General features: G+C 42.0%; 23 protein-coding genes. 12 read left to right on the top strand and 11 right to left on the bottom strand.

All coding sequences use genetic code 11. The annotated features are described in order from the left end of the window. Positions 1–276: 276 nt before the first annotated feature. Complete coding sequence (locus ADA55_RS14745; protein ID WP_034305661.1) at positions 277–462, bottom strand: SE1561 family protein; 186 nt, start codon at positions 460–462, stop codon at positions 277–279. A gap of 156 nt (positions 463–618) precedes the next feature. On the opposite strand from ADA55_RS14745, the gene yfkAB reads away from it, so the two are divergent. Beyond that, the gene (yfkAB, locus tag ADA55_RS14740) at positions 619–1,740 is read left to right on the top strand and encodes a radical SAM/CxCxxxxC motif protein YfkAB (RefSeq protein ID WP_375792906.1); all 1,122 of its coding nucleotides are present in this window, start codon (positions 619–621) and stop codon (positions 1,738–1,740) included. Positions 1,741–1,773: 33 nt separating this feature from the next. Here the strand turns inward: yfkAB and ADA55_RS14735 are convergent, their stop codons facing one another. Both ADA55_RS14735 and cax read right to left on the bottom strand, forming a co-directional pair. Then, the gene (locus ADA55_RS14735; protein WP_048685138.1) at positions 1,774–2,586 is read right to left on the bottom strand and encodes a YfkD famly protein; all 813 of its coding nucleotides are present in this window, start codon (positions 2,584–2,586) and stop codon (positions 1,774–1,776) included. Between the two features lie 462 nt (positions 2,587–3,048). Beyond that, positions 3,049–4,104, bottom strand: coding sequence for a calcium/proton exchanger (cax, locus tag ADA55_RS14730; RefSeq protein WP_161798623.1), 1,056 nt, complete (start codon positions 4,102–4,104; stop codon positions 3,049–3,051). Between the two features lie 192 nt (positions 4,105–4,296). On the opposite strand from cax, the gene ADA55_RS14725 reads away from it, so the two are divergent. Both ADA55_RS14725 and ADA55_RS14720 read left to right on the top strand, forming a co-directional pair. Further along, complete coding sequence (locus tag ADA55_RS14725) at positions 4,297–5,463, top strand: MFS transporter (protein ID WP_048685135.1); 1,167 nt, start codon at positions 4,297–4,299, stop codon at positions 5,461–5,463. A gap of 332 nt (positions 5,464–5,795) precedes the next feature. Beyond that, positions 5,796–7,715, top strand: coding sequence for a heavy metal translocating P-type ATPase (locus ADA55_RS14720; protein ID WP_048685132.1), 1,920 nt, complete (start codon positions 5,796–5,798; stop codon positions 7,713–7,715). A 225-nt stretch (positions 7,716–7,940) separates the two neighbouring features. On the opposite strand, the gene ADA55_RS14715 is transcribed toward ADA55_RS14720, so the two are convergent. Then, entirely contained in the window at positions 7,941–8,780 is an 840-nt protein-coding gene (locus ADA55_RS14715; protein WP_048685129.1) for a YihY/virulence factor BrkB family protein, read from the bottom strand. Between the two features lie 16 nt (positions 8,781–8,796). Beyond that, complete coding sequence (locus tag ADA55_RS14710; protein ID WP_048685126.1) at positions 8,797–9,189, bottom strand: hypothetical protein; 393 nt, start codon at positions 9,187–9,189, stop codon at positions 8,797–8,799. Between the two features lie 231 nt (positions 9,190–9,420). Here ADA55_RS14710 and ADA55_RS14705 point away from each other — a divergent pair, with 231 nt between their 5' ends. From ADA55_RS14705 to ADA55_RS14690, 4 genes are all read left to right on the top strand, one after another. After that, on the top strand, positions 9,421–9,645 hold the full coding sequence (locus ADA55_RS14705; protein WP_034305672.1) for a DUF1128 domain-containing protein: 225 nt from the start codon (positions 9,421–9,423) through the stop codon (positions 9,643–9,645). A 97-nt stretch (positions 9,646–9,742) separates the two neighbouring features. Further along, positions 9,743–11,008: a gephyrin-like molybdotransferase Glp gene (glp, locus tag ADA55_RS14700; protein ID WP_048685121.1), complete on the top strand. Its 1,266-nt coding sequence runs from the start codon at positions 9,743–9,745 to the stop codon at positions 11,006–11,008. Further along, positions 10,996–11,511, top strand: a complete 516-nt coding sequence (mobB, locus tag ADA55_RS14695; RefSeq protein ID WP_065421158.1) for a molybdopterin-guanine dinucleotide biosynthesis protein B — start codon at positions 10,996–10,998, stop codon at positions 11,509–11,511. Before glp ends, mobB begins: the two co-directional genes overlap by 13 nt. 12 nt (positions 11,512–11,523) lie before the next feature. After that, positions 11,524–11,766, top strand: a complete 243-nt coding sequence (locus ADA55_RS14690) for a DUF2164 domain-containing protein (protein WP_048685118.1) — start codon at positions 11,524–11,526, stop codon at positions 11,764–11,766. A gap of 40 nt (positions 11,767–11,806) precedes the next feature. Here the strand turns inward: ADA55_RS14690 and map are convergent, their stop codons facing one another. The 6 genes from map to ADA55_RS14660 form a co-directional block, all read right to left on the bottom strand. Beyond that, positions 11,807–12,553, bottom strand: a complete 747-nt coding sequence (gene map, locus ADA55_RS14685) for a type I methionyl aminopeptidase (protein WP_048685115.1) — start codon at positions 12,551–12,553, stop codon at positions 11,807–11,809. 103 nt (positions 12,554–12,656) lie between these two features. Further along, positions 12,657–13,175 (bottom strand): type 1 glutamine amidotransferase domain-containing protein, encoded by a 519-nt coding sequence (locus ADA55_RS14680; protein ID WP_048685114.1) that lies wholly within the window; start codon positions 13,173–13,175, stop codon positions 12,657–12,659. A gap of 127 nt (positions 13,176–13,302) precedes the next feature. Next, positions 13,303–13,578, bottom strand: a complete 276-nt coding sequence (locus ADA55_RS14675; RefSeq protein WP_065421157.1) for a late competence development ComFB family protein — start codon at positions 13,576–13,578, stop codon at positions 13,303–13,305. 45 nt (positions 13,579–13,623) lie between these two features. Beyond that, complete coding sequence (gene motB, locus ADA55_RS14670) at positions 13,624–14,379, bottom strand: flagellar motor protein MotB (RefSeq protein WP_048685110.1); 756 nt, start codon at positions 14,377–14,379, stop codon at positions 13,624–13,626. Continuing rightward, positions 14,372–15,163 (bottom strand): flagellar motor stator protein MotA, encoded by a 792-nt coding sequence (motA, locus tag ADA55_RS14665; RefSeq protein WP_048685108.1) that lies wholly within the window; start codon positions 15,161–15,163, stop codon positions 14,372–14,374. Before motA ends, motB begins: the two co-directional genes overlap by 8 nt. A 447-nt stretch (positions 15,164–15,610) precedes the next feature. Next, positions 15,611–16,708 carry an AbrB family transcriptional regulator gene (locus tag ADA55_RS14660; RefSeq protein WP_048685104.1) on the bottom strand — a complete coding sequence of 366 codons (1,098 nt, stop codon included), beginning with the start codon at positions 16,706–16,708 and terminating at the stop codon, positions 15,611–15,613. Between the two features lie 292 nt (positions 16,709–17,000). Between ADA55_RS14660 and mreBH the strand changes: the two genes are divergently transcribed. From mreBH to ADA55_RS14635, 5 genes are all read left to right on the top strand, one after another. Beyond that, positions 17,001–18,008: a rod-share determining protein MreBH gene (gene mreBH / locus ADA55_RS14655; protein ID WP_034305687.1), complete on the top strand. Its 1,008-nt coding sequence runs from the start codon at positions 17,001–17,003 to the stop codon at positions 18,006–18,008. Positions 18,009–18,273: 265 nt separating this feature from the next. After that, entirely contained in the window at positions 18,274–18,837 is a 564-nt protein-coding gene (locus tag ADA55_RS14650) for a tyrosine-type recombinase/integrase (RefSeq protein ID WP_048685101.1), read from the top strand. Between the two features lie 52 nt (positions 18,838–18,889). Further along, complete coding sequence (locus tag ADA55_RS14645) at positions 18,890–19,387, top strand: cation:proton antiporter regulatory subunit (RefSeq protein WP_034305691.1); 498 nt, start codon at positions 18,890–18,892, stop codon at positions 19,385–19,387. Between the two features lie 6 nt (positions 19,388–19,393). Continuing rightward, a complete protein-coding gene (locus ADA55_RS14640; protein WP_048685098.1) occupies positions 19,394–20,620 on the top strand; it encodes a cation:proton antiporter in 1,227 nt (408 codons plus the stop codon). A 366-nt stretch (positions 20,621–20,986) separates the two neighbouring features. Continuing rightward, complete coding sequence (locus tag ADA55_RS14635) at positions 20,987–21,853, top strand: YihY/virulence factor BrkB family protein (protein WP_048685095.1); 867 nt, start codon at positions 20,987–20,989, stop codon at positions 21,851–21,853. The last annotated feature ends 40 nt before the right edge of the window (positions 21,854–21,893 follow it).

Below are 21,893 nucleotides of genomic sequence, written 5' to 3'. Positions count from 1 at the left end.
TTATTTCCCCTAGATTAGATTTAATCATTTCCCTGCTTCTCTATAAATAGTGAATGATTCAACACCCGTTTTATTATACATCTAACATAATCTTTCGAAAACAAGTAATTATTTTTCTTAATGAACAGCAATTTGGAGAGAAATGAGTAAAGCGCCAGAAATAGCCCATGTGTTAAATTCCATCACCAAACATTTCCATCAAAAAAGGATGACGAAGTTTCTCGTCATCCCTTCATGAATATTACCATTGAAAAAATCATACTATCGAAACAGATATTAGTCTTCGCGGGTTTTGAATTGTTCCACTTTGCCTTCCAAATCATCTATCATGCCGATTAAACGGTCTATATCTTCCAACTCCGTATTTTCCGGTTCGATATGATCAAGAACTTCCATGAACATCGTGAGGCGTTCTTTTAAATATGTTAATTGTTCGTTTTTACCTGTAATGGATTTTCCCATGAGGCACTCTCCTTCCGTTCTTCTATCATCGTAACGAAATCTGCTTGAAAGTGCAATGGCAAGCTATAAATGCAGCTCTCCGCCATTTGACAATTTTTGTCCCCATTGTTCATAATGGGTTAGTGCATTATTACGTAAGGAGTTTTAAATATGTCAATAATCAAGCAAGATCTTTTAACACCAATTACACCCAAGTATGATCCTTGGGAAGCATATATGGACGTTGAACAATATGGAAAACTCAGCCTTACCAATGTGGAGTTCACCACCACCACCCTTTGCAATATGCGATGTGAGCATTGTGCCGTCGGTTACACACTCCAACCCAAGGACCCGGATGCACTGCCTCTGGAATTACTGATCCAGCGCCTTGATGAGATCCCTTTGCTTCGTTCGCTCAGCATTACTGGCGGGGAACCGATGCTTTCAAGAAAACAAGTGAAGAATTATGTTTTGCCTCTATTGAAATATGCCCGTAGTCGCGGGGTCCGGACACAAATCAATTCCAATTTGACCCTTGACTTGGAACGGTATGAAGAAATCATTCCTTATTTGGATGTTCTCCACATTTCCCATAATTGGGGAACGATCGATGAATTCATTGATATCGGATTTGCCATGATGGACCGAAAACCATCCCGGGAACAGCGAAAGAAATTATTTGATAAAATGATCGAAAATTCCCGTGCCCTGACAAAGGCTGGTGTACTGGTATCTGCGGAAACGATGCTTAATAAACGGACATTGCCTCATCTTGAGCATATTCACAGGCAGATCGTCGATGAAATGGGATGTCAAAGGCATGAAATTCATCCGATGTATCCAAGCGATTTCGCTTCGGCACTTGAAACTTTACCACTGGACAAAATGCGTGAAGCGATTCATCATTTGCTTGATATCCGTGATGAAAATGTTTGGATGCTTTTCGGAACCCTGCCATTTTATCCTTGCAATAACAGTATAGAGGATATTAAGCTGCTTCAACGCCTTTATGGTTCACATAAAGTGACTGTGCGTAATGATCCTGATGGACGATCACGGTTGAACATCAATATTTTCACCGGGGAAGTGATCGTTACCGATTTTGGGGACGCGCCTACTTTAGGGAATATCAAAGATCAGCCCTTGACCGAATCCTATGAAACATGGATGAATTCGAAACTGGCCGATGAATTGAATTGCCACTGCCCGGCAGTCAAATGTCTAGGCCCGAATGTACTCGTCAAAAATGCATACTACCCGAAAGAGGACTTCAGGATCAGGAAGTCAACCATATGAAGAAAAACTCGCCAATCCGGCGAGTTTTTCAATTTACCTGGGTTGCTGTGAGACTGTAAAACTGAAGGAAACATGGTCCTGAACCGGTATCCATGCACCGATGCCTTGGGAAGTGATGTTCTTTATCGTAATGGTTCTTTTATTTCCTTTTAGGTTCAAATACACTTCCCCATATGTGACCTTGCCTTTTTCATTTACGGCGGAAGCATAGCTGGATAAGTAACCAATCCTATTTGAAGCAACATTGTATACTTCATCTTTTTTCGTGCCAGCTCCGATGATCGTTTCAAAAGCCAATGGCAAATTCGTTTTCTCAGTGGCTTTTAACAGCATCATTTTTTGAACATCCTCTGTCTTAGGGATTTTCGCTGTCAGGCCGCCACTCACTGCCTTCTGACTTTCCTGGACATAGCGGATCTTGTATGGAACTTCACCGCCGCGATTATCATAGTAATTCGTATTGATTTTTTGGTATTCCCAGTTTGGTGCCGTTTCCGAAGACTCATAATTCAATGCCCAATGGCCAAGGTAAATGGTCGCCCTGTAACCAAAAGCAAGCGGGGCCTTTGCAACTGCCGATTCATTCAACATATGGATGAGTTCTGGATTTTCAATCTTGATATCCGACGAATCGATCAATTGTTTGGCAAACTTACTCGGCTGCAGCATCGGAAGATCCTGGGTCGGGTTCGGATACGTATTCTCCTTTGCAATATTCAATACGGAAGGAGGGATATTCACCTTATTCGGACTTGCTTTGTCTACCGGTATATCTGCTGCAAAACTTACATTCGCCTGTATGAAGGCAATTAGGGCAATCATCGTAATAAGAATAGTTCTTCTCATGCTGTCGCACTCCTTTTGAGGGGTTCAATCATTTGATTATAGATTTTGTTTTTAGCCAACATTCTATACATTTCATTCAGATTTCAACTTTGTAATGAGTTTGTAAAGTTCAGAATATTTACTTTTCTCTTCAAATCGGTTATACTTATTTTACATTATAAAAAGGAGGCGAAATCGTTCATACCTATTAAACCTTCAGGAGGTATGCTTATCGAACAATCCATGACACCCTTTTAAAGGATGACAGAAAACGAATTCGCCAATACTTAAATCTGATGTAAAAGGATGGTGTGACACTCTAGAATATTTTCTCAACTTTTACAAAAGCATGATGAAAAATTTTGGAATAACTTATGAATGGTAATTTACTAATATAGAAATGACTCTGCTAAATCTAACCTGAGCAGAGTCATTTTTATTTTTATAAAAAGAAAGACCTCCCGCATCGGAAGGCCTGCATTCTTATAATAAGTAAAATCCAATTCCCATAATGAAGTAAGCGGCCAATAAGGTAAGCCCTTCAAACCAGTTCGTTTCCCCGTCATTGGAAATCATGATCATCAGAAAGACTGCTGTAACCATTGAGATCAGTTCTGGCATTGTGAAGACAAGCGGCATATGCGTTGGATACATTAATGAAATAAGTACGAGGACAGGAGCTACGAACATCGCTACTTGAAGCGTGGAACCGACGGCTATCTCCACTGCGACATCCATTTTGTTTTTATAGGCCATTATGACGGCGGACGCATGCTCTGCCGCGTTACCCACGATTGCAACGATAATGACACCGATGAATAACTCCGACCATCCGAAGGTTTCCCCCACTTCGCTGAACGTATGGACAAGTTTTTCCGATACGTATGCAACGGCCAATGTAGCGGCAGCAAGTATTATAATTGCCTTTTTCCTGCTCCACTCCGGTACTTCCTCCTCATGTTCCTCGGTTTTCTCCGTATGCTGATATACACCGCGGTGAGTCACCAATTTAAAGAATAATGCAGCAAGATATAATAAGATCAATATAATGGAAATTCCTACACTTAACGACATCGTGCTTGATTCATTCATGTCTTGTGTGAATACTTCCGGTATGACAAAGGCTACAATAACCGCAAAAATCAATAGACCGGCATTATGCCTCGCATCGAATACATTAAACTTCTGCCGTTTGTATTTAGTCCCTCCGACAAAGAATGAAAGTCCCGCCACCAACAATAAGTTTCCTAATACGGAACCAGTCAAAGAAGCCAACACGACCCCCACAAGCCCGGCCTTTAATGAAAAGATGGATATGATCAATTCCACTGCATTCCCAAAGGTTGCATTCAAAAGACCGCCAATCCTTGGTCCCATGACGATCGCTAAGCTTTCAGTAGCCCGGCCCATGAAGCCTGCAAGCGCGACGATGGTTAAGCAATAAACGATGAACATGATCACACTCGGCCAATGCAAAAATGACCCGATGACTGATATAGGGACGCCCAGCAGGACAAGCCCAAAAAATATTTTATTCACGATACTTCTCCTCACAATCCTATAGTTCTTTTTATGTAACAAAAACTATCATATAAAATCTTCGGGCGAAGACAAAGGAAAATTTTATCACCTTCTCTCTTCTTGTCAATATTTACCCAAATTTCTATTGCTTAATCCTCTTCCTAAGATGTAACATCAAGAAGGTATACATTTCTTAGGAGACTTGATTTTATGAATAATAAATTGCTTTTTAGCGTTTTAATCTTAATTGTCGGCATATCGGGGTTTTCTCAAGGGATGCTTCTGCCGATCATTGCCATCATTTTTGAAAATGACGGACTTAGCTCATCCCTGAACGGGTTTCATGCAGCCTCGCTTTATATTGGAATTCTGTTGATTTCTCCTTTTATGGAAGCACCGCTCCGTAAATACGGCTATAAGCCATTGATCATATTTGGCGGGATAACGGTCATTCTATCGCTAGCCTTATTTCCTGTTTGGAAATCATTCTGGTTCTGGTTTGTCCTCCGTTTCTTCATTGGAATCGGCGATCATACACTTCACTTTGCTACCCAGACCTGGATCACTGCCATTTCACCTAAAACGAAGCGCGGAAGGAATCTCGCCATTTATGGACTTTTCTTCAGTCTTGGCTTCATGGTAGGCCCGCTGATGACGAAGCTTCTCGAGATTAATCAGTCTTTGCCTTTCATCATCACATCAATACTTAGCCTTCTGGCTTGGTCTGCTGTTTTCCTTATTAGAAACGAACTTCCTGAACAGGATGATTCCGAAAGCACCTCATTCCTGGGCACTCTCAAAAGGTTTACGAAAGTGAGCCGCATAGCTTGGGTCGCATTTTTGCTTCCGTTCACATTCGGCGTGCTTGAGGCATCATTGAATAGCAATTTTCCTGTATTCGCCCTGCGTTCCGGAATCGATTTAACCGCAGTTTCCATCATCATTCCGGCATTTTCCGCGGGGACCCTGCTTACCCAGATTCCCTTGGGGATGATAAGTGACCGTTTTGGACGGCGAAAGACCTTGCTGACGATCCTTTTTTCAGGATTTGCCATATTCACGCTTGCAGGGATTTATTCCTATTCAGTGCTTGGTCTATTCATCTGCTTTATGTTTGGCGGAATGATGGTTGGTTCCACTTTCTCGCTGGGAATCAGTTATATGGCAGATCTTTTGCCTCGAAACCTATTACCTGCAGGAAATTTATTATGCAGTATTTTCTTTAGTCTCGGCAGCATCGGCGGTCCATTTTTTGGCGGCCTGGTCATTGAACATATCCAAGGCGGGAATTTTTTCTACATGATCAGCATCATGCTTTTCCTTGTCTTCATTTCATTGGCCTTGTTTAAGGAGAAAATGCCTGCTTCAGTTATGTAATATAGTTTATTATCTGGACTACTTCTTTTATTATTCAATTTGACCGGTATTTATCAAGAGTGCCTGTATATTGGAGATTCGATACTTTATATTTTTTACTAGATTAGAATCATTCTTCTTTATTTCTGAATAGGATATGTGGTAATATAATATTAACAAAAGGGACATCACCTTAATAAACCTTTGAAAACATTGCTGTCATCGCAATTACGATGGCAGCTTTCATATTTTATCCAGAGAAATGACGTTGATTATCTTTCTCAATTAGGTATAAAGCAAATGATAATCTATATCATTTACACAAAATAGAGAAGAATGTGGGAGGGAATCTTATGACTACAGATACTAAACATTTAACCCAACCGGCTACATGCAAAACCACTTGGTTGGAAAAAGCAAAACCTCATTTAGAACTTATTGCTGCATTATTCAGCGGTTTATTAATAGTTTTGGGCTGGGCCCTTTCAAAGAACGGAATGGAGTCCGCTTCCATCGTCATTTACTTAGCCTCTTTCTTGATTGGCGGATATGCCAAGGCAAAAGAAGGCATAGAAGATACGATTGCCGACCGGGAATTGAATGTTGAGATGCTGATGATTTTTGCGGCCATCGGTTCTGCTGTCATCGGATACTGGACGGAAGGTGCCATTTTGATTTTCATCTTCGCTTTAAGCGGCGCCCTTGAGACATACACGATGAATAAAAGCCATAAAGAAATTTCGGCACTTATGGACTTGCAGCCTGAAGAAGCGCTGCGCATCACTAACGGATATGAAGAAACCGTGTCCGTTTCCCAGTTGCATGTCGGGGATCTGATTTTAGTGAAACCGGGTGAGAGAGTTCCTTCAGATGGAAAAATCACGGACGGACGTACCAATATCGATGAAGCCGCCATTACTGGCGAATCCATACCAGTCAGTAAATCATTGGATGATGAAGTTTTCGCTGGAACGGTTAATCTCCGTGGTACGATTACCGTGGAAATCACCAAACCGGCAAGTGAAACACTATTTCAAAAAATAATCACTCTCGTTCAATCCGCACAAAGTGAAAAGTCCCCTTCCCAGTTGTTCATTGAACGGTTTGAAGGGACTTATGTAAAAGTGGTATTGACGGTTGTCGGTTTGATGATGTTCGTACCCCATTTTCTATTGGAGTGGAGCTGGACCGAAACATTCTACAGGGCGATGATCCTGCTCGTTGTCGCCTCTCCTTGCGCCCTTGTGGCCTCTATTATGCCAGCTACACTTTCAGCCATTTCAAATGGTGCTCGTCATGGCATTTTGTTTAAAGGCGGCATCCATCTTGAGAATCTAGGTAATCTGCAGGCAATTGCTTTGGATAAAACCGGTACATTGACAAAAGGAAAACCAGAGGTAACGGATGTCATTATCCGCAAAGATTTAAGCGAAGAAGATTTCTTATTTCACATTGCATCTGTTGAAAATTATTCGAACCACCCTTTGGCAACTTCGATTGTTCGTTATGCCAAAACGAAATTGCAAAGAGACATCATTAAACCGGATAACATGGAAGATATCTCAGGTAATGGGGTTCAAGCATACATCAATGGCGTGCTTTGGCAAGTCGGAAAAGCTGATTTCGTCGGTCGCAGTGAAGCAGAACGATTCCAAAATGGCATTGCGCTGACATTGGCTGAACAAGGTAAGACAATCGTGTATGCTAAAGATGATCGCGGAATTGCCGGTATACTCACTTTGAAAGATGTCGTGCGTGATGAAACCGTTACAGCCATCGAGGCTTTGAGGAATGAGGGCATCCATACCGTCATGCTGACAGGCGATGGTGAAAAAACGGCTAAAGCTATTGCCTCGGAGAGCCATATTGATGCATATATTGCCGAATGCCTGCCAGAAACGAAAGTGACTGAAGTGAAAAAGCTTAAAGAACATTTTGGCACTGTAGCGATGGTTGGGGATGGCATCAATGATGCACCTGCTCTGGCAACAGCATCTGTTGGTATTGCAATGGGTGAAGGAACGGATGTTGCCTTGGAAACAGCGGATGTCGTTCTGATGAAGAATGACCTGCCACGCATCGCGGAAGCAGTCAAATTATCCAAGAAGATGAATCGGATCATCAAACAAAACGTCATCTTTTCCATTTCGGTCATCATGATCCTGATAGCATCCAATTTCCTTCAATTCCTGGACCTCCCATATGGCGTCATTGGCCATGAAGGAAGCACAATCCTCGTTATACTGAACAGCTTAAGACTTTTGAGAAACTAAACCATGAAAAAGGAGCCATCCAAGGCTCCCTTTTTTTATGTCATTTAGTGATATCCGTTCTTACCGTTTGCAGAACCTGATGTTTTATGGTTCGAACCTTTATTTTTTCCTTTTTGCTTTGTGCCGCCATCCTTTTTACTCATGAAAGAACTCCTCCTCTTTAATAGTTGTCATTGAATAGTATCCGCAGCATGATAGTCCGCTATTACGGGAACTCCAGGAAGCTCATGCACATTCTGGCTTTTTCCTTTCACTAATGAGCGCATTTATTTCCCCGCCCAGTATGATGATGAGCCCCGATAAATAAAACCAGACCATTAATACGATTATCCCTCCAAGACTTCCATATGTTGCGGAATAATTAGCGAAGTTCTCCACATAAAATGAAAACAAAAAAGAAGCGAGGCTCCATCCTGCCGTTGCAAAGATTGCACCAGGCAGTACGGTTATGCACTTTAGCTTAATGTTGGGCGCAATCCAATAAAGGATGGTGAACACAATTAAAAATACAAGCGTACTGACCACCCAGCGAAGTTGGTTCCAAATCGTAAGAAACTCATCGGATTGTCCAATTTCGGCAAATAAGAACACTCCGATCTGTTTTCCGAATACCGGCAGCAATAAAACGACAATAAAAACAAAAATCATCGCTAAAGTGAGAAGAATCGACATTCCCCGGGAAATAAAGAAAGTTCGACTTTCTTTTACACCATATGCATGGTTAAATGCTTTAATGATTGCATTCATCCCATTCGATGCCGACCATATCGTTCCGATGACACCAAACGACAATAAAGTCCCATTCGCTTCCATCACTTCCGATAGGTTAGCTTCAATGATTTTCATCGAATCGTCAGGTGCATATGTACGGACGGTATTTAATATATCTTCTTGTGAAAATGGCAGATAGGCCAATAAAGTGAATAAAAAAATAAGTAACGGAAACAGGGAAAGCAAGAAGAAATAAGACAGCTGTGCGGCAAGCCCCGACACATCATCGACCTGTAACCGTTTTACCAAAGTCTTGAAGAATGAGCCTTTCAGCCATTCTTTTTTATTGGCCATACCTCCACCCCATTTTCTAATTTAAGGAAATTCGTTCGTGGTCTCTAGAAGACGGCTCTTCTTCCTCTGCAGTAAAAACTTCCTTCGTCTCCATCACCACTTGGGCAACTTGAGATGGAATATCTTTCATTTCCTCAACCTTTTGGGAAATGAAGGATACATCTTCGGAAATTTTTTCAACAGTGGAACGGACCTTGGATGATGTTTCACGTACTTGTGTAAGCACCCCATTGGGATTCTTCACGAATTCCTTCATATTACTCATGCAGCTTTTGCTGTTTTCCAATACAGAATAACGCGTTTGCTTGTCAAAAAGGCTTATTGCCGCCCCAGCTAACGCCCCAATAAAGACCGCTTGCATAAATTTACTTTTCTTGGCACACTTATATTCTTCTCGAATGTTGCTCATATATTCTCCTCCTCGTCATATATTAGTTGATGGATAATGGTAGCTCTCTCCATTATACAATGTTTAAAAAAGTTTTTTCCTATCTTTTCCCAAACTCTCTCACTTTAAAACGCGAAGATCACCAAGATTATCGGGGGTCAAGCTTCATATCCCACCCGAATACTCATTGACTTCCAGCGGTAATCATGCAAAGATGAAAATAATTTAGGAACGTATGAAAGGATGAAGGAAATGGATTTAACGCAAAACACAGCCGAAAGTGTCGAGTTTATGATCGAGGCAATCAAGGATAAATTAAAAGTGATGAACTTCGGTGCAATCAAATCAACTCATTTTGATATCGAAATGTACGAAGAACTGCACGATATTTATACAATGGTGATGAAAAAAACGAATTTCAGTGTCCGTGAAATGGAAGCAATCGCTGAAGAACTTGGAAGACTGCGTAATAAGTAACATTCAAATCCTCCCATACCGGTGAGGATTTTTTTCATTTTCAAAAAAATTCTGCTACATTTGATATAGAAATTGAAAACGGACAGGAGTTGTAAGCATGGTAGAAAGAAGAACGCCCATCAGCATCGCAGAAGCAGTGGAAAAAGTGATGAAGCATAAATTAACAGGACATGTGGAACTGATTCCCCTAGAGGACAGCCAAGACCGTTTTTTGGCTCAGGATATTATAGCTACAAATGATATTCCGCATTTTAACCGCTCCCCATATGATGGATTCGCCCTCAGGTCCAAGGATACTTCTGAAGGTTCCATAAATAACCCCCTCGAGTTCGAAGTGGTGGAAGAGTTGGCTGCGGGTATGGTATCGGCTATTCCCGTTCAAAAAAATCAAGTGGCAAGAATCATGACTGGAGCCCAGATGCCAGCTGAGTGTGATGCCGTAATCATGCTTGAACTTACGAAGGAATTCGAAAAGGACGGAAAGAAGTACATATCATTTAAACGCTCACTTAAGGAAGGCGAAAACGTTTCTTTTCAAGGCGAGGATGCTAAGAAAGGCGATGTTCTTGTAAAAAAAGGAACAGCGATCAATCCAGGGATCATCGGCTTGCTGGCAACATTCGGTTATGCGGAAGTGCCAGTTGCCAGGAAGCCTGTCGTCGGATTATTCGCTACGGGATCGGAACTGCTTGATGTTCATGAACCGTTGCAGCCTGGGAAAATCCGAAACAGCAACTCACATGCCATCTCCGCCCAAATTCGGAGGGCCGGGGGGGAAGTCCGTTTTTACGGAAAGCTTAAGGACGAATTCGAATTAAGCTACGAGGCCATTTCGACTGCCTTGGAGGAAGTGGATCTGCTCATTACAACAGGAGGAGTTTCTGTCGGTGATTTTGACCTTCTCCCGGATATTTATCAAAAGATTGGCGCCGATGTCTTATTCAACAAAGTGGCCATGCGCCCCGGCAGCGTTACGACTGTAGCGGTATATAATGACAAATTTTTATTCGGTTTATCCGGCAATCCATCCGCCAGTTATGTTGGCTTTGAACTATTTGCAAGACCGATCATCCGCACGATGCTGTTCACGGAATATCCGCATTTAAGAAAAGAGACGGCCCAATTGGCAGAGGACTTCTTAAAACCCAATCCATTCTCACGTCTGCTTCGCACCCGATTATTTTACGAATCCGGCCAGTTGAAGGTAATTCCAAGCGGTGTGGATAAATCCAATATTACAACAAGCTTGGCAGGTGCCAATTCCCTGACCGTCTTACCTGGGGGGACACGTGGTTTCCAAACGGGAGACTTCGTGGACATCCTGCTCCTCGATGACCAGGAAGGTTCCAAATGGCCTTGGTGAAGCCCTTTATTTTTCAGGTGGTTGGCTACCAAAATAGAGGAAAAACGACCTTCATAACGAATTTAATCAAAAAGCTTCGCGAAGCAAAATTAGAGACAGCCGTTTTAAAACATCATGGACATGGCGGAAAACCAGATGTTACAGGCACGAAGGATTCCAATAAACACTTTCTTGCTGGGGCGGCCGCTTCACTTGTTGAAGGAGATGGAACAATCGAGCTGCTCGGCAATTTCAGGGGGAGCGCCCCTATCACTGAGCTGATTCAATTACTGTGTCTATTTCTCCCTGATGTGATTTTAATTGAAGGGTATAAGCAAGAGGATTTTCCCAAGGTCATTTTAATCAAGGAAGAAAGTGACCTCCCGTTATTGGAACGGCTTACCAATGTCAAGGCAGCGGTGGCTTGGCCCGAATGTCTTGAACGAACCAGGAATCATGCTTCAGTACCTGTCTTCCCTTTGGATTCGGATCAATTCATTACATGGTTTTTAGAACAAATATGAAGGAGTGGGACAATGTTCATTCAATTCCCCATAGAAAAACGCCGCAAAATGATCGAAAGCATCCAAGAATATGTGTATCAGGAACATGGGAAGGCAATCGGTGAAATTGCTGCTGAAAATCACTTGCAGTTCATTTTCGAAAATATCGCTCCCTTTATTTACAATGAAGGGATCAAAGATGCTAAAAAAGTCATGGAGGACAGATTAGGAAATATCGAAGAGGATTTGTATTCATTGGAACGCCCCATTGATTAAAATGAAAAACAGCATCATAATCGATGCTGTTTTTTTATGTTCACTGTTCGGTTAGAATAAGCGGGCCGTTTTTCGTTATGGCAATCGTATGTTCATATTGAGCCGAGTATTTCCCATCTGCAGTGGATGCCGTCCATCCATTCGGGTTCCGGCTTGCTTTATATGTACCTACGTTTACCATTGGCTCGATGGTGAATACCATTCCTTCCTTAAGACGCGGACCTTTATTCGGCAGTCCATAATGCGGAACCTGAGGCTCTTCATGAATGACATTCCCTATCCCGTGTCCGATGAAATCACGAACGACAGAGAAGCCTTCCGCTTCGACAAATGTTTGTATGGCATGACCTATATCTCCAATCCGATTGCCTTCCACACATACTTCAATCGCCTTATATAAAGATTCCTTCGTCACATTCACTAAATGTTCGGTTTCCTTTGAAACCTTACCGACCGTATACGTCCAAGCAGAGTCAGCAAGGGCCCCATTATAATTGACGACCATATCAATCGTTACGATATCTCCGTTTTTCAAAGGGGTCTTACGAGGGAAACCATGACAGATTTCTTCATTTATGCTGGCACATGTCGCATACTCATACCCTTTGTAACCCTTTTGTTCCGGCTTCGCACCATGTTTTTTTAAGAATCCTTCAACAAATTCTTCTATTTCCCATGTTGTCACACCAGGAACAATCAACTTTGCAATCTCCCTATGACAAGCTGCCAAAATTTTACCCGATTCATGCATCGCTTGGATTTCACGTGCAGATTTTAATACGATCAATCGTGACACTTCCTTTTTTATTCGTCTCTCCTTTTATTTTACTGCAAAGATTGAAGTATATGAATCCTTTAAAATGAAAAATCCCGGCAGCTGCCGGGATTTTTCATTTTTTCAATAGATTGAGCGATTCCCGGTTAAATGCCGGAAGATCTTCAGGTGTCCTGCTGGTTACAAGCTGGTTGCCGCAAACCACAACCTCTTTGTCCAAATATGTGGCACCTGCATACTCCATATCGACTTTAATGGATGTATACCCTGTTGCGTGGCGTCCTTCAAGTGTTTTGGCCGTAATCAGCAACTGCGGACCATGACAGATCGCAAATACAGGTTTTTTATCATCCATGAACGATTTTGCGAAAGATACGAAGCGTTCGTCAGCACGCAGTTGATCAGGCGAGAACCCACCGGGGATGAATAACGCATCGAAACTTTCCGGTTTCACCGAGTCGATGCTTTCATCAATCTCGACTTCCACCTCCCCTTGTTTCCCTTTAACCGTTTTCCCTTTTACCATTTCAATCGTCGTTACCTTATGGCCGGCTTCTTCAAATGCTTTTGCCGGTTCACTATACTCCGAGTCCTCAAACATATTCGTTACTACACATGCGATTTTTTTACCCATAATCATTCATCTCCTCAATTTTTGATCGAATGAACCTACTTTGCACTTTATTTATGTTCCCTCTGACACTATAAATAAAACACATAATTAATAGTTGACCTTTTGTTTATGACTAAAATACCTCGAATCAATGTTTAGGGTACTGGCCAACACCGTGTATCGCATTGATGATTCTTTTATTGATCCATTTCCTGTTTTCTTCTGTATTCAAATTTCCAAATATTCTTTTCCGCCCTACTTCCGTGGTTACATAGTAATTAGGCAGGTTATTCAATGATAATGTGATGATGTCATTTTTACATTTCCTGCACGAACAAAATGTTTGGTATTCTATACCTGACATTAAAACCTGCACCCATGTCACAACGATTTCTTCCATCACATTTGTGTATTCTCTTTCCATATATGCTCCTTCAAAAAGAAAAACCCGTCCATTCCTGACAGGTTTTCACTCATTTATCGCTGTCCGTGGAACAATTAGGATTTCAACTCTCCGGTTTTTCGCCCTTCCTTTTTTCGTTTCATTGGAAGCAACCGGCTTGAATTCCCCATGTCCTTTAGCACTCAACATTTCGGGATCCAAATCCTTATTTTCGAGGAGAAGTTTCATAAAATTCACGGATCGCATCACACTCAGGTCCCAGTTGGATTCATACTTGGAATTTTTAATAGGAATATTATCGGTATGTCCGCTTACGATGATGTTTCTGGGTAAGTCCATGACCAGTAACTCCGAGATTCCTTTAGCAATTTTACGGTTTTCACTTCTCACCTCGGCCACACCCGATTCGAACAGCACATTTTCCCTAATTGAAATCAACATGCCTTCATCAGTAAGGTCCGTTCCCAATTTATCCGTTAAATCATTCTTTTCGATATAGGCATTTACACGCTCCTGAACTTCCGTAAGTTCTTCCTGCTCGTTTTTCCCTAGCTTCTCAAGATCTTCTGCACCTGTTCTTTGTTCTGGTGACGTCGGCTCATTGCTGGGGGAATCACTTGGAAAATCCATAAAACCCGTTCCGCTTGTAAAAACCTGGTTAAATACATTGGACAACTGCTGAAACCTTACTGCATCAACCGAACTTGAAGCGAATAAAACGATAAAAAGCGCAAGAAGCAATGTTAAGATATCGGCATAGGGAACCAGCCATGATTCATCGATATGCTCTTCATGCCTTTGTTTCTTTTTGCGCCTAGCCATCTTCTCTCACATCGCCTTCCAACCACTTTTTACGATCTCCAGCAGGCAAATATGATGTTAATTTCTGTTCAATCGTTCTCGGCGCTTCCCCTTCGATGATCGATAAAATCCCTTCAATCATCATTTCTTTGATTCTGACTTCCTGCTGCGATTTCCGTTTGAGCTTATTGGCAAAAGGATGCCATAACACATACCCCGTGTAAATCCCCATCAAGGTCGCGACGAACGCTGCAGATATGGCATGTCCCAATGCCTCCGTGTCAGCCATATTACCCAATGCAGCAATCAGCCCGATTACCGCACCCAATACGCCAAGCGTCGGAGCGTATGTACCGGCTTGACTGAAAATCGCCGCCGCACTTAGATGACGTTCTTCCATCGCGTCTATTTCCTCTGCTAAAATATCACGAATATAATCGGCACTCTGACCTTCGACTGCAAAGTTCAAGCCATTTTTCAAAAAGGCATTATCCACCTGATCCGAAATGCTTTCCAAGGCCAATAAGCCTTCCTTCCTGGCAATGACCGCCCATTCCGAAAAGGTTTTTATTAAATCTTCCGGCTTTGTCAATTTTTGTTCAAAGAATAAAATCTTGAATACTTTTGGCAGTCTTTTTAATTCCGACAAAGGGAAAGCCGTTACGACAGCAGCTATCGTCCCTACAATGATGATCAAAATAGCCGCCGGATTAATCAGCGCCGTTACACTAACACCTTTCAACACCATTCCGACTAAGATGGCCACAATACCAAGAACTACGCCCAAAACTGATGTTATATCCATAATACTCACCCATTCATTTAAAGTCTCGTCTCCTCCTTATATCGGATGAAGTTTAAAAAAAGTGAGGATTATTTTACTATTCGATTTCAATTTTCATTAAATCATCACAAAATATCCCCACCTTATTGCCTGCATGTGCTTATCAACAGCACAAATATTCCTTCAAGAATGGAACCTCAAGCATGTTCCGTACATGATTTTCTCAAAACATCTGGAATATGCGCATTTATTCGTTGTTTTTACACTTTTACTCGTGGGTTTCGCGCGTTTATTCGTGAGTTTCGCACTTTTACTCGTGGGTTTCACGCTTTTACTCGTGAATTTGGCACTTTTACTCGTGGGTTTCGTGCTTTTACTCGTGAGTTTCATACTTTACTCGTAAATTCCGCATATTGCTGACATTTTTTCTCACTCTTCAGTTTTTCCGAAAGAAAAGGACAAAGCCTGTCAGCTTTGTCCCTGTTCTTGTTTCCCGTGGTTTCTTCCGGCCAGCCATTTTATGATGGGGGACAGAAAAAATAAAATGAATAAGATCCTGAATAAATGAAAGCTTGTGACAACGGATAAATCCACATGCACAGACATGGCTGTGACTGCCATTTCGGCGACGCCGCCTGGCGCCATGCTCAAAAAAAGTTCATTCGCCTGTAAAGATAGGGTTGGGGCAAACTGAATGGATAGATAATAGCAAAATCCAATCAATAGGACATTACTGACGAATACGGCTCCGAACATCTTCCTGAAAAGTCGGGGATTATCTACCTTCAGTGTGTATCCTAAATGTGCGCCGATCAACAATTGCGACAGGTTCAACCAAAAGTCAGGAATTTGCGGGGCACCTGGGCCTGCTAAATTGAATAGTGCTGCTGCCATGAGAGGTCCTAGCAAAAAAGGCAGCGGAAAATTGGCTCTCTTTGTGATGAAAATGAACATTAGCAAGGTTAACAACATCATGATGGCTAATTTCCCATCATATTCAAATAAGAAAAACGGCCGCTCCGTGACGGCCATTACCGCACCTGGTTCAACTGACATTACATGAGTCACAATCCACGGAACAATGGAAATCACCAGGATGACCCGCAGTGTTTGCATAAAGCCTACAACCGTTTCATCACTATCCTTCATTTCCTCACTTAAGACCACCATCTGGGAAAGGCCTCCCGGGAAACTGCCAAGCATGGATGTGCCCAAGGATAAGTTCATTCGTTTTCCGATAAACCAGCCAGTCAACACTGTAAACGAAATGATTGCGATTGTCGTAAAAAGCATTACAGGCAGATATTCAATCATCTCATTTAACGATTGTTTCGTGAATGAACTGCCCAATTGTAAACCTAGAATGACCAATCCAGTACTTCTAAAGGTTTTAGACCAATATAAGTACTTCCTTAACTTCACTTTCGCAATCATCACGACGAATAATGGTCCTAGCATCCATGGCAGGTATATGCCAAGGCTATCAAACGCGTAACCACCCAGGAATGCTAGAAAAGCTGTAAAAATGATTCTAAAACTCTTACTCTCGATTAAATTTACACTCACAAAATTACCTTCTTTATCTAAGCGGTTTTTCATCTATATCTTAACATAAAATAAGTTGGTTCAACGCTGTCATCCACGCTTGTTTCGACTGTAGCAAGGAGCGCAGCATTGAAATATACTAAAAGCAATTGCCTTCTCCAGTGCACTTTTTTATATTTAATCATGTTTTCGCTCCATGAAAAGAAACAGCATGGCACTTCCACCATTTACTAGATTTCCCACCCCCACAAACTCGCAATAAAAGGTAGAATAATATATATAGGGGGTCAAACTCTTATGGAGGGGTGACTAGATGTTATCAAATACAGAAATAGGCATTGACTTAGGAACTGCAAATACGCTAGTTTACAGTAAAAATAAAGGAATCGTATTTAATGAGCCATCTGTGGTGGCCATTGATATAGAGACTAATAAAGTATTGGCAGTCGGTGTTGATGCAAAAAACATGATCGGGAAAACACCTGGAAATATCGTGGCAATCCGTCCGCTTAAGGATGGTGTCATTGCGGATTTTAATGTGACCGCGCAAATGCTTAAGGAAATCATGAAAAAAGCAAGCAAGGCCCTAGGTTTATCGATTCGCAAACCTAGTGTAGTGGTCTGTACACCATCAGGTTCCACTTCAGTTGAGAGAAGGGCCATTCAGGATGCAGTCAAAAGCTGCGGAGCGAAACAGGTCCACCTTATCGAGGAACCAGTAGCAGCAGCAATAGGTGCGGGCCTGCCTGTCGAAGAGCCCGTTGCCAATGTCATCGTTGATATCGGCGGCGGAACGACTGAAGTCGCAATCATTTCTTATGGCGGCGTCGTTTCCTGCAATTCAATCAGAATTGGCGGAGATCAATTGGATGAAGATATCAGCCAATATGTCAGGAAAAAACATAATGTGCTGATTGGGGAAAGAACAGCCGAGGAAATAAAAAAAGAAATCGGCTACGCACTCGTTGAACATTCCGTGATCACCATGGAAGTCAGGGGCCGCGATCTTGTAACCGGGCTACCAAAACCGATTACAATATCATCCACCGACGTCCAGGAAGCCATCCAGGAATCGCTTCTTCATATACTTGAAGCGATAAGGGCCACTTTGGAAGATTGTCCTCCTGAATTGAGCGGGGATATCGTCGATCAAGGAGTCATCCTATCCGGCGGGGGTGCACTTCTCAACGGGGTACAGGAATGGCTGACGAATGAAATCGTCGTCCCTGTCCAACTTGCGGATAACCCGCTTGAATCAGTTGCCATCGGAACCGGGCTTTCACTAGAGGTCATTCACAAATTACAAAAAGCCGTGTACTAAAAAGATTAGGAAACCCCAACTTGGGGTTTCTTTTTTTATCATTCCAGACTGATTTCCCCCCATGATGCAAACAGCAATCTCCACATTAAATAACTTCCCCGAAATATTTAACCTCTTTTGAGCAGAGAATAAGGAAAAGATTTTTTTACGTTCGAAAGCATGCATTACTGATTGGATAGGCATCACGTGCAGAACTAATTGCATGCAACGTTACATAACTTGTGTTATAATGTAATTATGTTACATTGGTAAGAGGAGAAGATCTATGGAATATGTAGAAGCCTTTAAGGATATCAATCAAATCAGCAAAATAAAAACATACTTACGCGCTCACTCCAGTCGGGATTATTTATTGTTTGTACTCGGCATCAATACAGGAATGAAGATAAATGAAATGCTCGAAATCACCGTCGCCAGCGTTCTGGATGAAACGGGCAAAATCAAGGAGTTCTATGAGCAACGGACTGAAAGTGACGAAGTCAACCAAATTTATTTGAACCTGAAAGTCCGTACCGCCTTACAAGAATACCTTAAAGGCTCGAAGGTTATCGAAGGTCAGTTTTTATTTCTTTCCCCTAAGACAAAAAAGCCGATTACACGTCAACAGGCGCACCGAATCATCCATGATGCTGTGGAAGGTGCAGGGCTGACAGGCAAATTCGGAGCAAGTTCGATGCGTAAGACTTTTGGCTACCATGCCTATAAACAAGGAGTGTCACTGGCCTTGATACAGAAGCATTACCATCATTCCAGTCCATCGGAGACATTAAAATACATCGGTATATCCAAGGAGAAGAAATTCAAGACGAATATTGACGTTAACTTATAAACATTCTGCTATCTTCTATTAACTCTAACCAACATTTTAAGGAGGAATTCCAGTGAAAATTAGAGAAAGTGAACTTCCTGGTATTGGTCAAAAATTCGAAATCATAACGAGAAATGATGAAAAGTTAGTAATCGTCATTCACGATGATGGCCGTCGGGAATTATACCATTTTGATAATGAACATGAGGACGTCATATCGAGCATCACCCTTAATGATCAGGAATCCCGGCAACTGGCTTCCATCATAGGCGGCATGGTCTATAAACCCCAAGCTCTTGAAACAATTGAAATGTCATTGGGTGACTTGGTGATCGAATGGTTCAAAGTCGAACCCGGTTCAAAGGCCATCAATCAAACGATCGGTTCGATTGATATCAGGAGCAATTATAACGTGACCGTCATCGCCCATTCTAAAAAAGGCAAAAAACAACTGAATAATCCTGGTCCAGACTCCATCATCGAAACAGGCGACACCCTTGTAATATCCGGTGAAAGAAAAGATATCCGTAACCTGATAAGAGAATTATTGACCGACGAAAGGAGTGACTAAGCTCATATGGACCATTTAGTCTTTGAAGTGGGAACTGCCCTACTTCTAGTGGCATTAGCCGCTCTCGTTGCAGGTAAATTCAAAATATCGAATGTTCCGCTATTAATTATCATCGGGATGCTCGTTGGCCCCCATGCCCCGCACTTCGGATTAATTGACCTGCGTTTCATTGAAAGTGATGAAATCATAGCATTCCTCGGTCGTGTCGGTATTTTATTCCTTCTGTTTTACCTTGGGCTTGAATTTTCCGTCAAAAAGCTTATGAAGTCAGGGAAAAATATCGTGACAGGCGGAACCTATTACATTTTAATCAACGTGGGAATGGCCTTGCTGTATGGTTTCCTGCTAGGTCTTCCATTAAAAGAGGTCCTGATATTAACCGGGATCATCAGTTTTTCTTCAAGTGCCATCGTGGCAAAAGTACTTGTAGACCTTAAAAGGACCGGTAACAATGAAACGGAGCTAATCCTTGGCATCATCATGTTTGAAGATATCTTCCTTGCTGTTTATTTATCAGTCGTATCCGGATTGGTATTAAGCTCTTCTGGTTCCGTTTGGGGAACATTACTTTCTACATTTATCGCGATTGGGTATATGCTGATATTTTTCGTTATCGCCCGGAAAGCATCTGGGGTCCTTAACAAATTATTCAATATAACCTCCGATGAGATTTTTATCATCGTCGTGTTCGCATTACTATTCTTCATCGCCGGTTTCTCGGAAACGATTCATGTTGCTGAAGCCATTGGTGCATTACTGCTCGGCCTGGTCTTTTCTGAAACGGAGCATAGCGACAGGATTGAGAAACTTGTCATTCCCTTCAGAGACTTCTTCGGGGCCATATTTTTCTTCAGCTTTGGCTTGAGTATCGATCCGACGACCCTTGGCGGAGCTGTCTGGATGGTTCTTGGTGCCGTCATCATCACCATAATCGGTAACTTTGCAGCTGGTATGATTGCCGGACGCAAATCCGGTTTATCTCACAGAGCATCCGCAAACATCGGTTTAACGATCGTTTCACGCGGCGAATTCTCCATCATTTTAGCCAACTTAGGCATTGCAGGAGGTTTAATGCCTATACTAACCCCGTTAGCAGCACTTTATGTTTTAACCTTAGCGATTCTTGGGCCGATCCTTACAAAAGAATCCAAACACATCTATAATATCCTAAATAAAGTATTCAAATGGACGCCTCCGAAAGTTCAAAAGAAACAGGAAAAAGAAGTCCAATAGAAGAAAAAGGCCAGAAATTGCTTACTGGCCTTTTTTCTGTTTACCTTTTATAACTCACTAACATGATAATACTTGTTAGAAAGCGGGCATAAAATCATACTTAGTAGTAGTATTGGTGCCGTCCTTGAAGTATCAACAGCACCTATCACAGTTATTCTAGAAACTTTCGAGATTGAGGGATATTTCTTTACTGAGGATTTTAAACTTGCTTCTCTCCAAATATGTTTTGCGGGTTATGTCATTGTTACAAGCTTCTACAAGTGCCCGGATTAGAGGTTTCAATTTCTTTTCTTTTGAGGATTAACTTACATGAACAGAGGGAATAGAAGCAGATAACCTAAGTAACTATTCAGGAGTGATGCCCAGATGAATAAGTCGATCCAATTTTCAAAGAAACTTATTAAAGAAATAAAGGAAGATCGTGTGACCGGGCTGGCAGCAGAACAAGCTTATTACTATTTACTGGCACTATTCCCTTTGCTCATATTACTGCTGTCCATATTACCTTATCTGAACATCGATATTCAGACAGCCCTCGACACGATAAAAACCTTCATGCCTGCAGAAACGATGGAAGTCATCGAGAAAAATATCATCAACATATTATCTGAACGGAACGGCGGGTTACTGACCTTTGGTTTCCTTGGAACGATATGGTCCGCTTCCAACGGAATGAATGCGTTCATCCATTCCATGAATATTGCCTATGATGTGGAAGAAACAAGGAATTTCATTAAAGCCCGCTTCATTTCCATTATATTGACATTAGGCCTGGTTGTAGCATTCATCGTCATGTTAGGTCTCCCCGTCTTCGGAAAAGTCATCATCGAATTATTACAGCAGGTCATTCCGATCCCAGAAGAAACGCAAATCTTATTCAGCTTATTACGGTGGGTCATCGCGGTTGTGGTCATCTCACTTGTCCTGGCCTTTTTATATCGCTTTGCACCGAATAAAAGTTTTCCCATTAAACATGTCATCCCTGGCGCAGTGACCGCAACTGTACTTTGGCTGGGAATATCACTTGGATTTTCATTCTATGTCAGTAACTTTGCCAACTACTCTTCCACTTACGGCAGTTTAGGAGGCGTCATCATCTTGATGCTATGGCTGTATTTGAGTGGTCTGATTTTTGTGATCGGCGGAGAAATCAATGCAATTCTTCATCGCCAAAATTCCATTCCAAAAAAACAGTCACGCACGATCGTTCATCCTGTCCCGCTTAAAAGATAAAATCAAGATCAAAAAGCGGCTGTCCCATTCGGACAGCCGC

Origin of the sequence: Bacillus sp. 220_BSPC (assembly GCF_001054655.1) — a bacterium.
Taxonomy (GTDB): Bacteria; Bacillota; Bacilli; order Bacillales; family DSM-1321; genus Peribacillus; species Peribacillus frigoritolerans.
This window is presented reverse-complemented; position numbering and strand designations above follow the sequence as displayed.

Bases quoted from the DNA above. Each gene is read 5' to 3' on its own strand.
- ADA55_RS14745 (WP_034305661.1), bottom strand. From the start codon at position 462: ATGGGAAAATCCATTACAGGTAAAAACGAACAATTAACATATTTAAAA.
- ADA55_RS14735 (WP_048685138.1), bottom strand. From the start codon at position 2,586: ATGAGAAGAACTATTCTTATTACGATGATTGCCCTAATTGCCTTCATA.
- ADA55_RS14725 (WP_048685135.1), top strand. From the start codon at position 4,297: ATGAATAATAAATTGCTTTTTAGCGTTTTAATCTTAATTGTCGGCATA.
- ADA55_RS14720 (WP_048685132.1), top strand. From the start codon at position 5,796: ATGACTACAGATACTAAACATTTAACCCAACCGGCTACATGCAAAACC.
- ADA55_RS14715 (WP_048685129.1), bottom strand. From the start codon at position 8,780: ATGGCCAATAAAAAAGAATGGCTGAAAGGCTCATTCTTCAAGACTTTG.
- ADA55_RS14710 (WP_048685126.1), bottom strand. From the start codon at position 9,189: ATGAGCAACATTCGAGAAGAATATAAGTGTGCCAAGAAAAGTAAATTT.
- ADA55_RS14705 (WP_034305672.1), top strand. From the start codon at position 9,421: ATGGATTTAACGCAAAACACAGCCGAAAGTGTCGAGTTTATGATCGAG.
- glp (WP_048685121.1), top strand. From the start codon at position 9,743: ATGGTAGAAAGAAGAACGCCCATCAGCATCGCAGAAGCAGTGGAAAAA.
- mobB (WP_065421158.1), top strand. From the start codon at position 10,996: ATGGCCTTGGTGAAGCCCTTTATTTTTCAGGTGGTTGGCTACCAAAAT.
- ADA55_RS14690 (WP_048685118.1), top strand. From the start codon at position 11,524: ATGTTCATTCAATTCCCCATAGAAAAACGCCGCAAAATGATCGAAAGC.
- ADA55_RS14680 (WP_048685114.1), bottom strand. From the start codon at position 13,175: ATGGGTAAAAAAATCGCATGTGTAGTAACGAATATGTTTGAGGACTCG.
- ADA55_RS14675 (WP_065421157.1), bottom strand. From the start codon at position 13,578: ATGGAAAGAGAATACACAAATGTGATGGAAGAAATCGTTGTGACATGG.
- motB (WP_048685110.1), bottom strand. From the start codon at position 14,379: ATGGCTAGGCGCAAAAAGAAACAAAGGCATGAAGAGCATATCGATGAA.
- motA (WP_048685108.1), bottom strand. From the start codon at position 15,163: ATGGATATAACATCAGTTTTGGGCGTAGTTCTTGGTATTGTGGCCATC.
- mreBH (WP_034305687.1), top strand. From the start codon at position 17,001: ATGTTATCAAATACAGAAATAGGCATTGACTTAGGAACTGCAAATACG.
- ADA55_RS14650 (WP_048685101.1), top strand. From the start codon at position 18,274: ATGGAATATGTAGAAGCCTTTAAGGATATCAATCAAATCAGCAAAATA.
- ADA55_RS14640 (WP_048685098.1), top strand. From the start codon at position 19,394: ATGGACCATTTAGTCTTTGAAGTGGGAACTGCCCTACTTCTAGTGGCA.
- ADA55_RS14635 (WP_048685095.1), top strand. From the start codon at position 20,987: ATGAATAAGTCGATCCAATTTTCAAAGAAACTTATTAAAGAAATAAAG.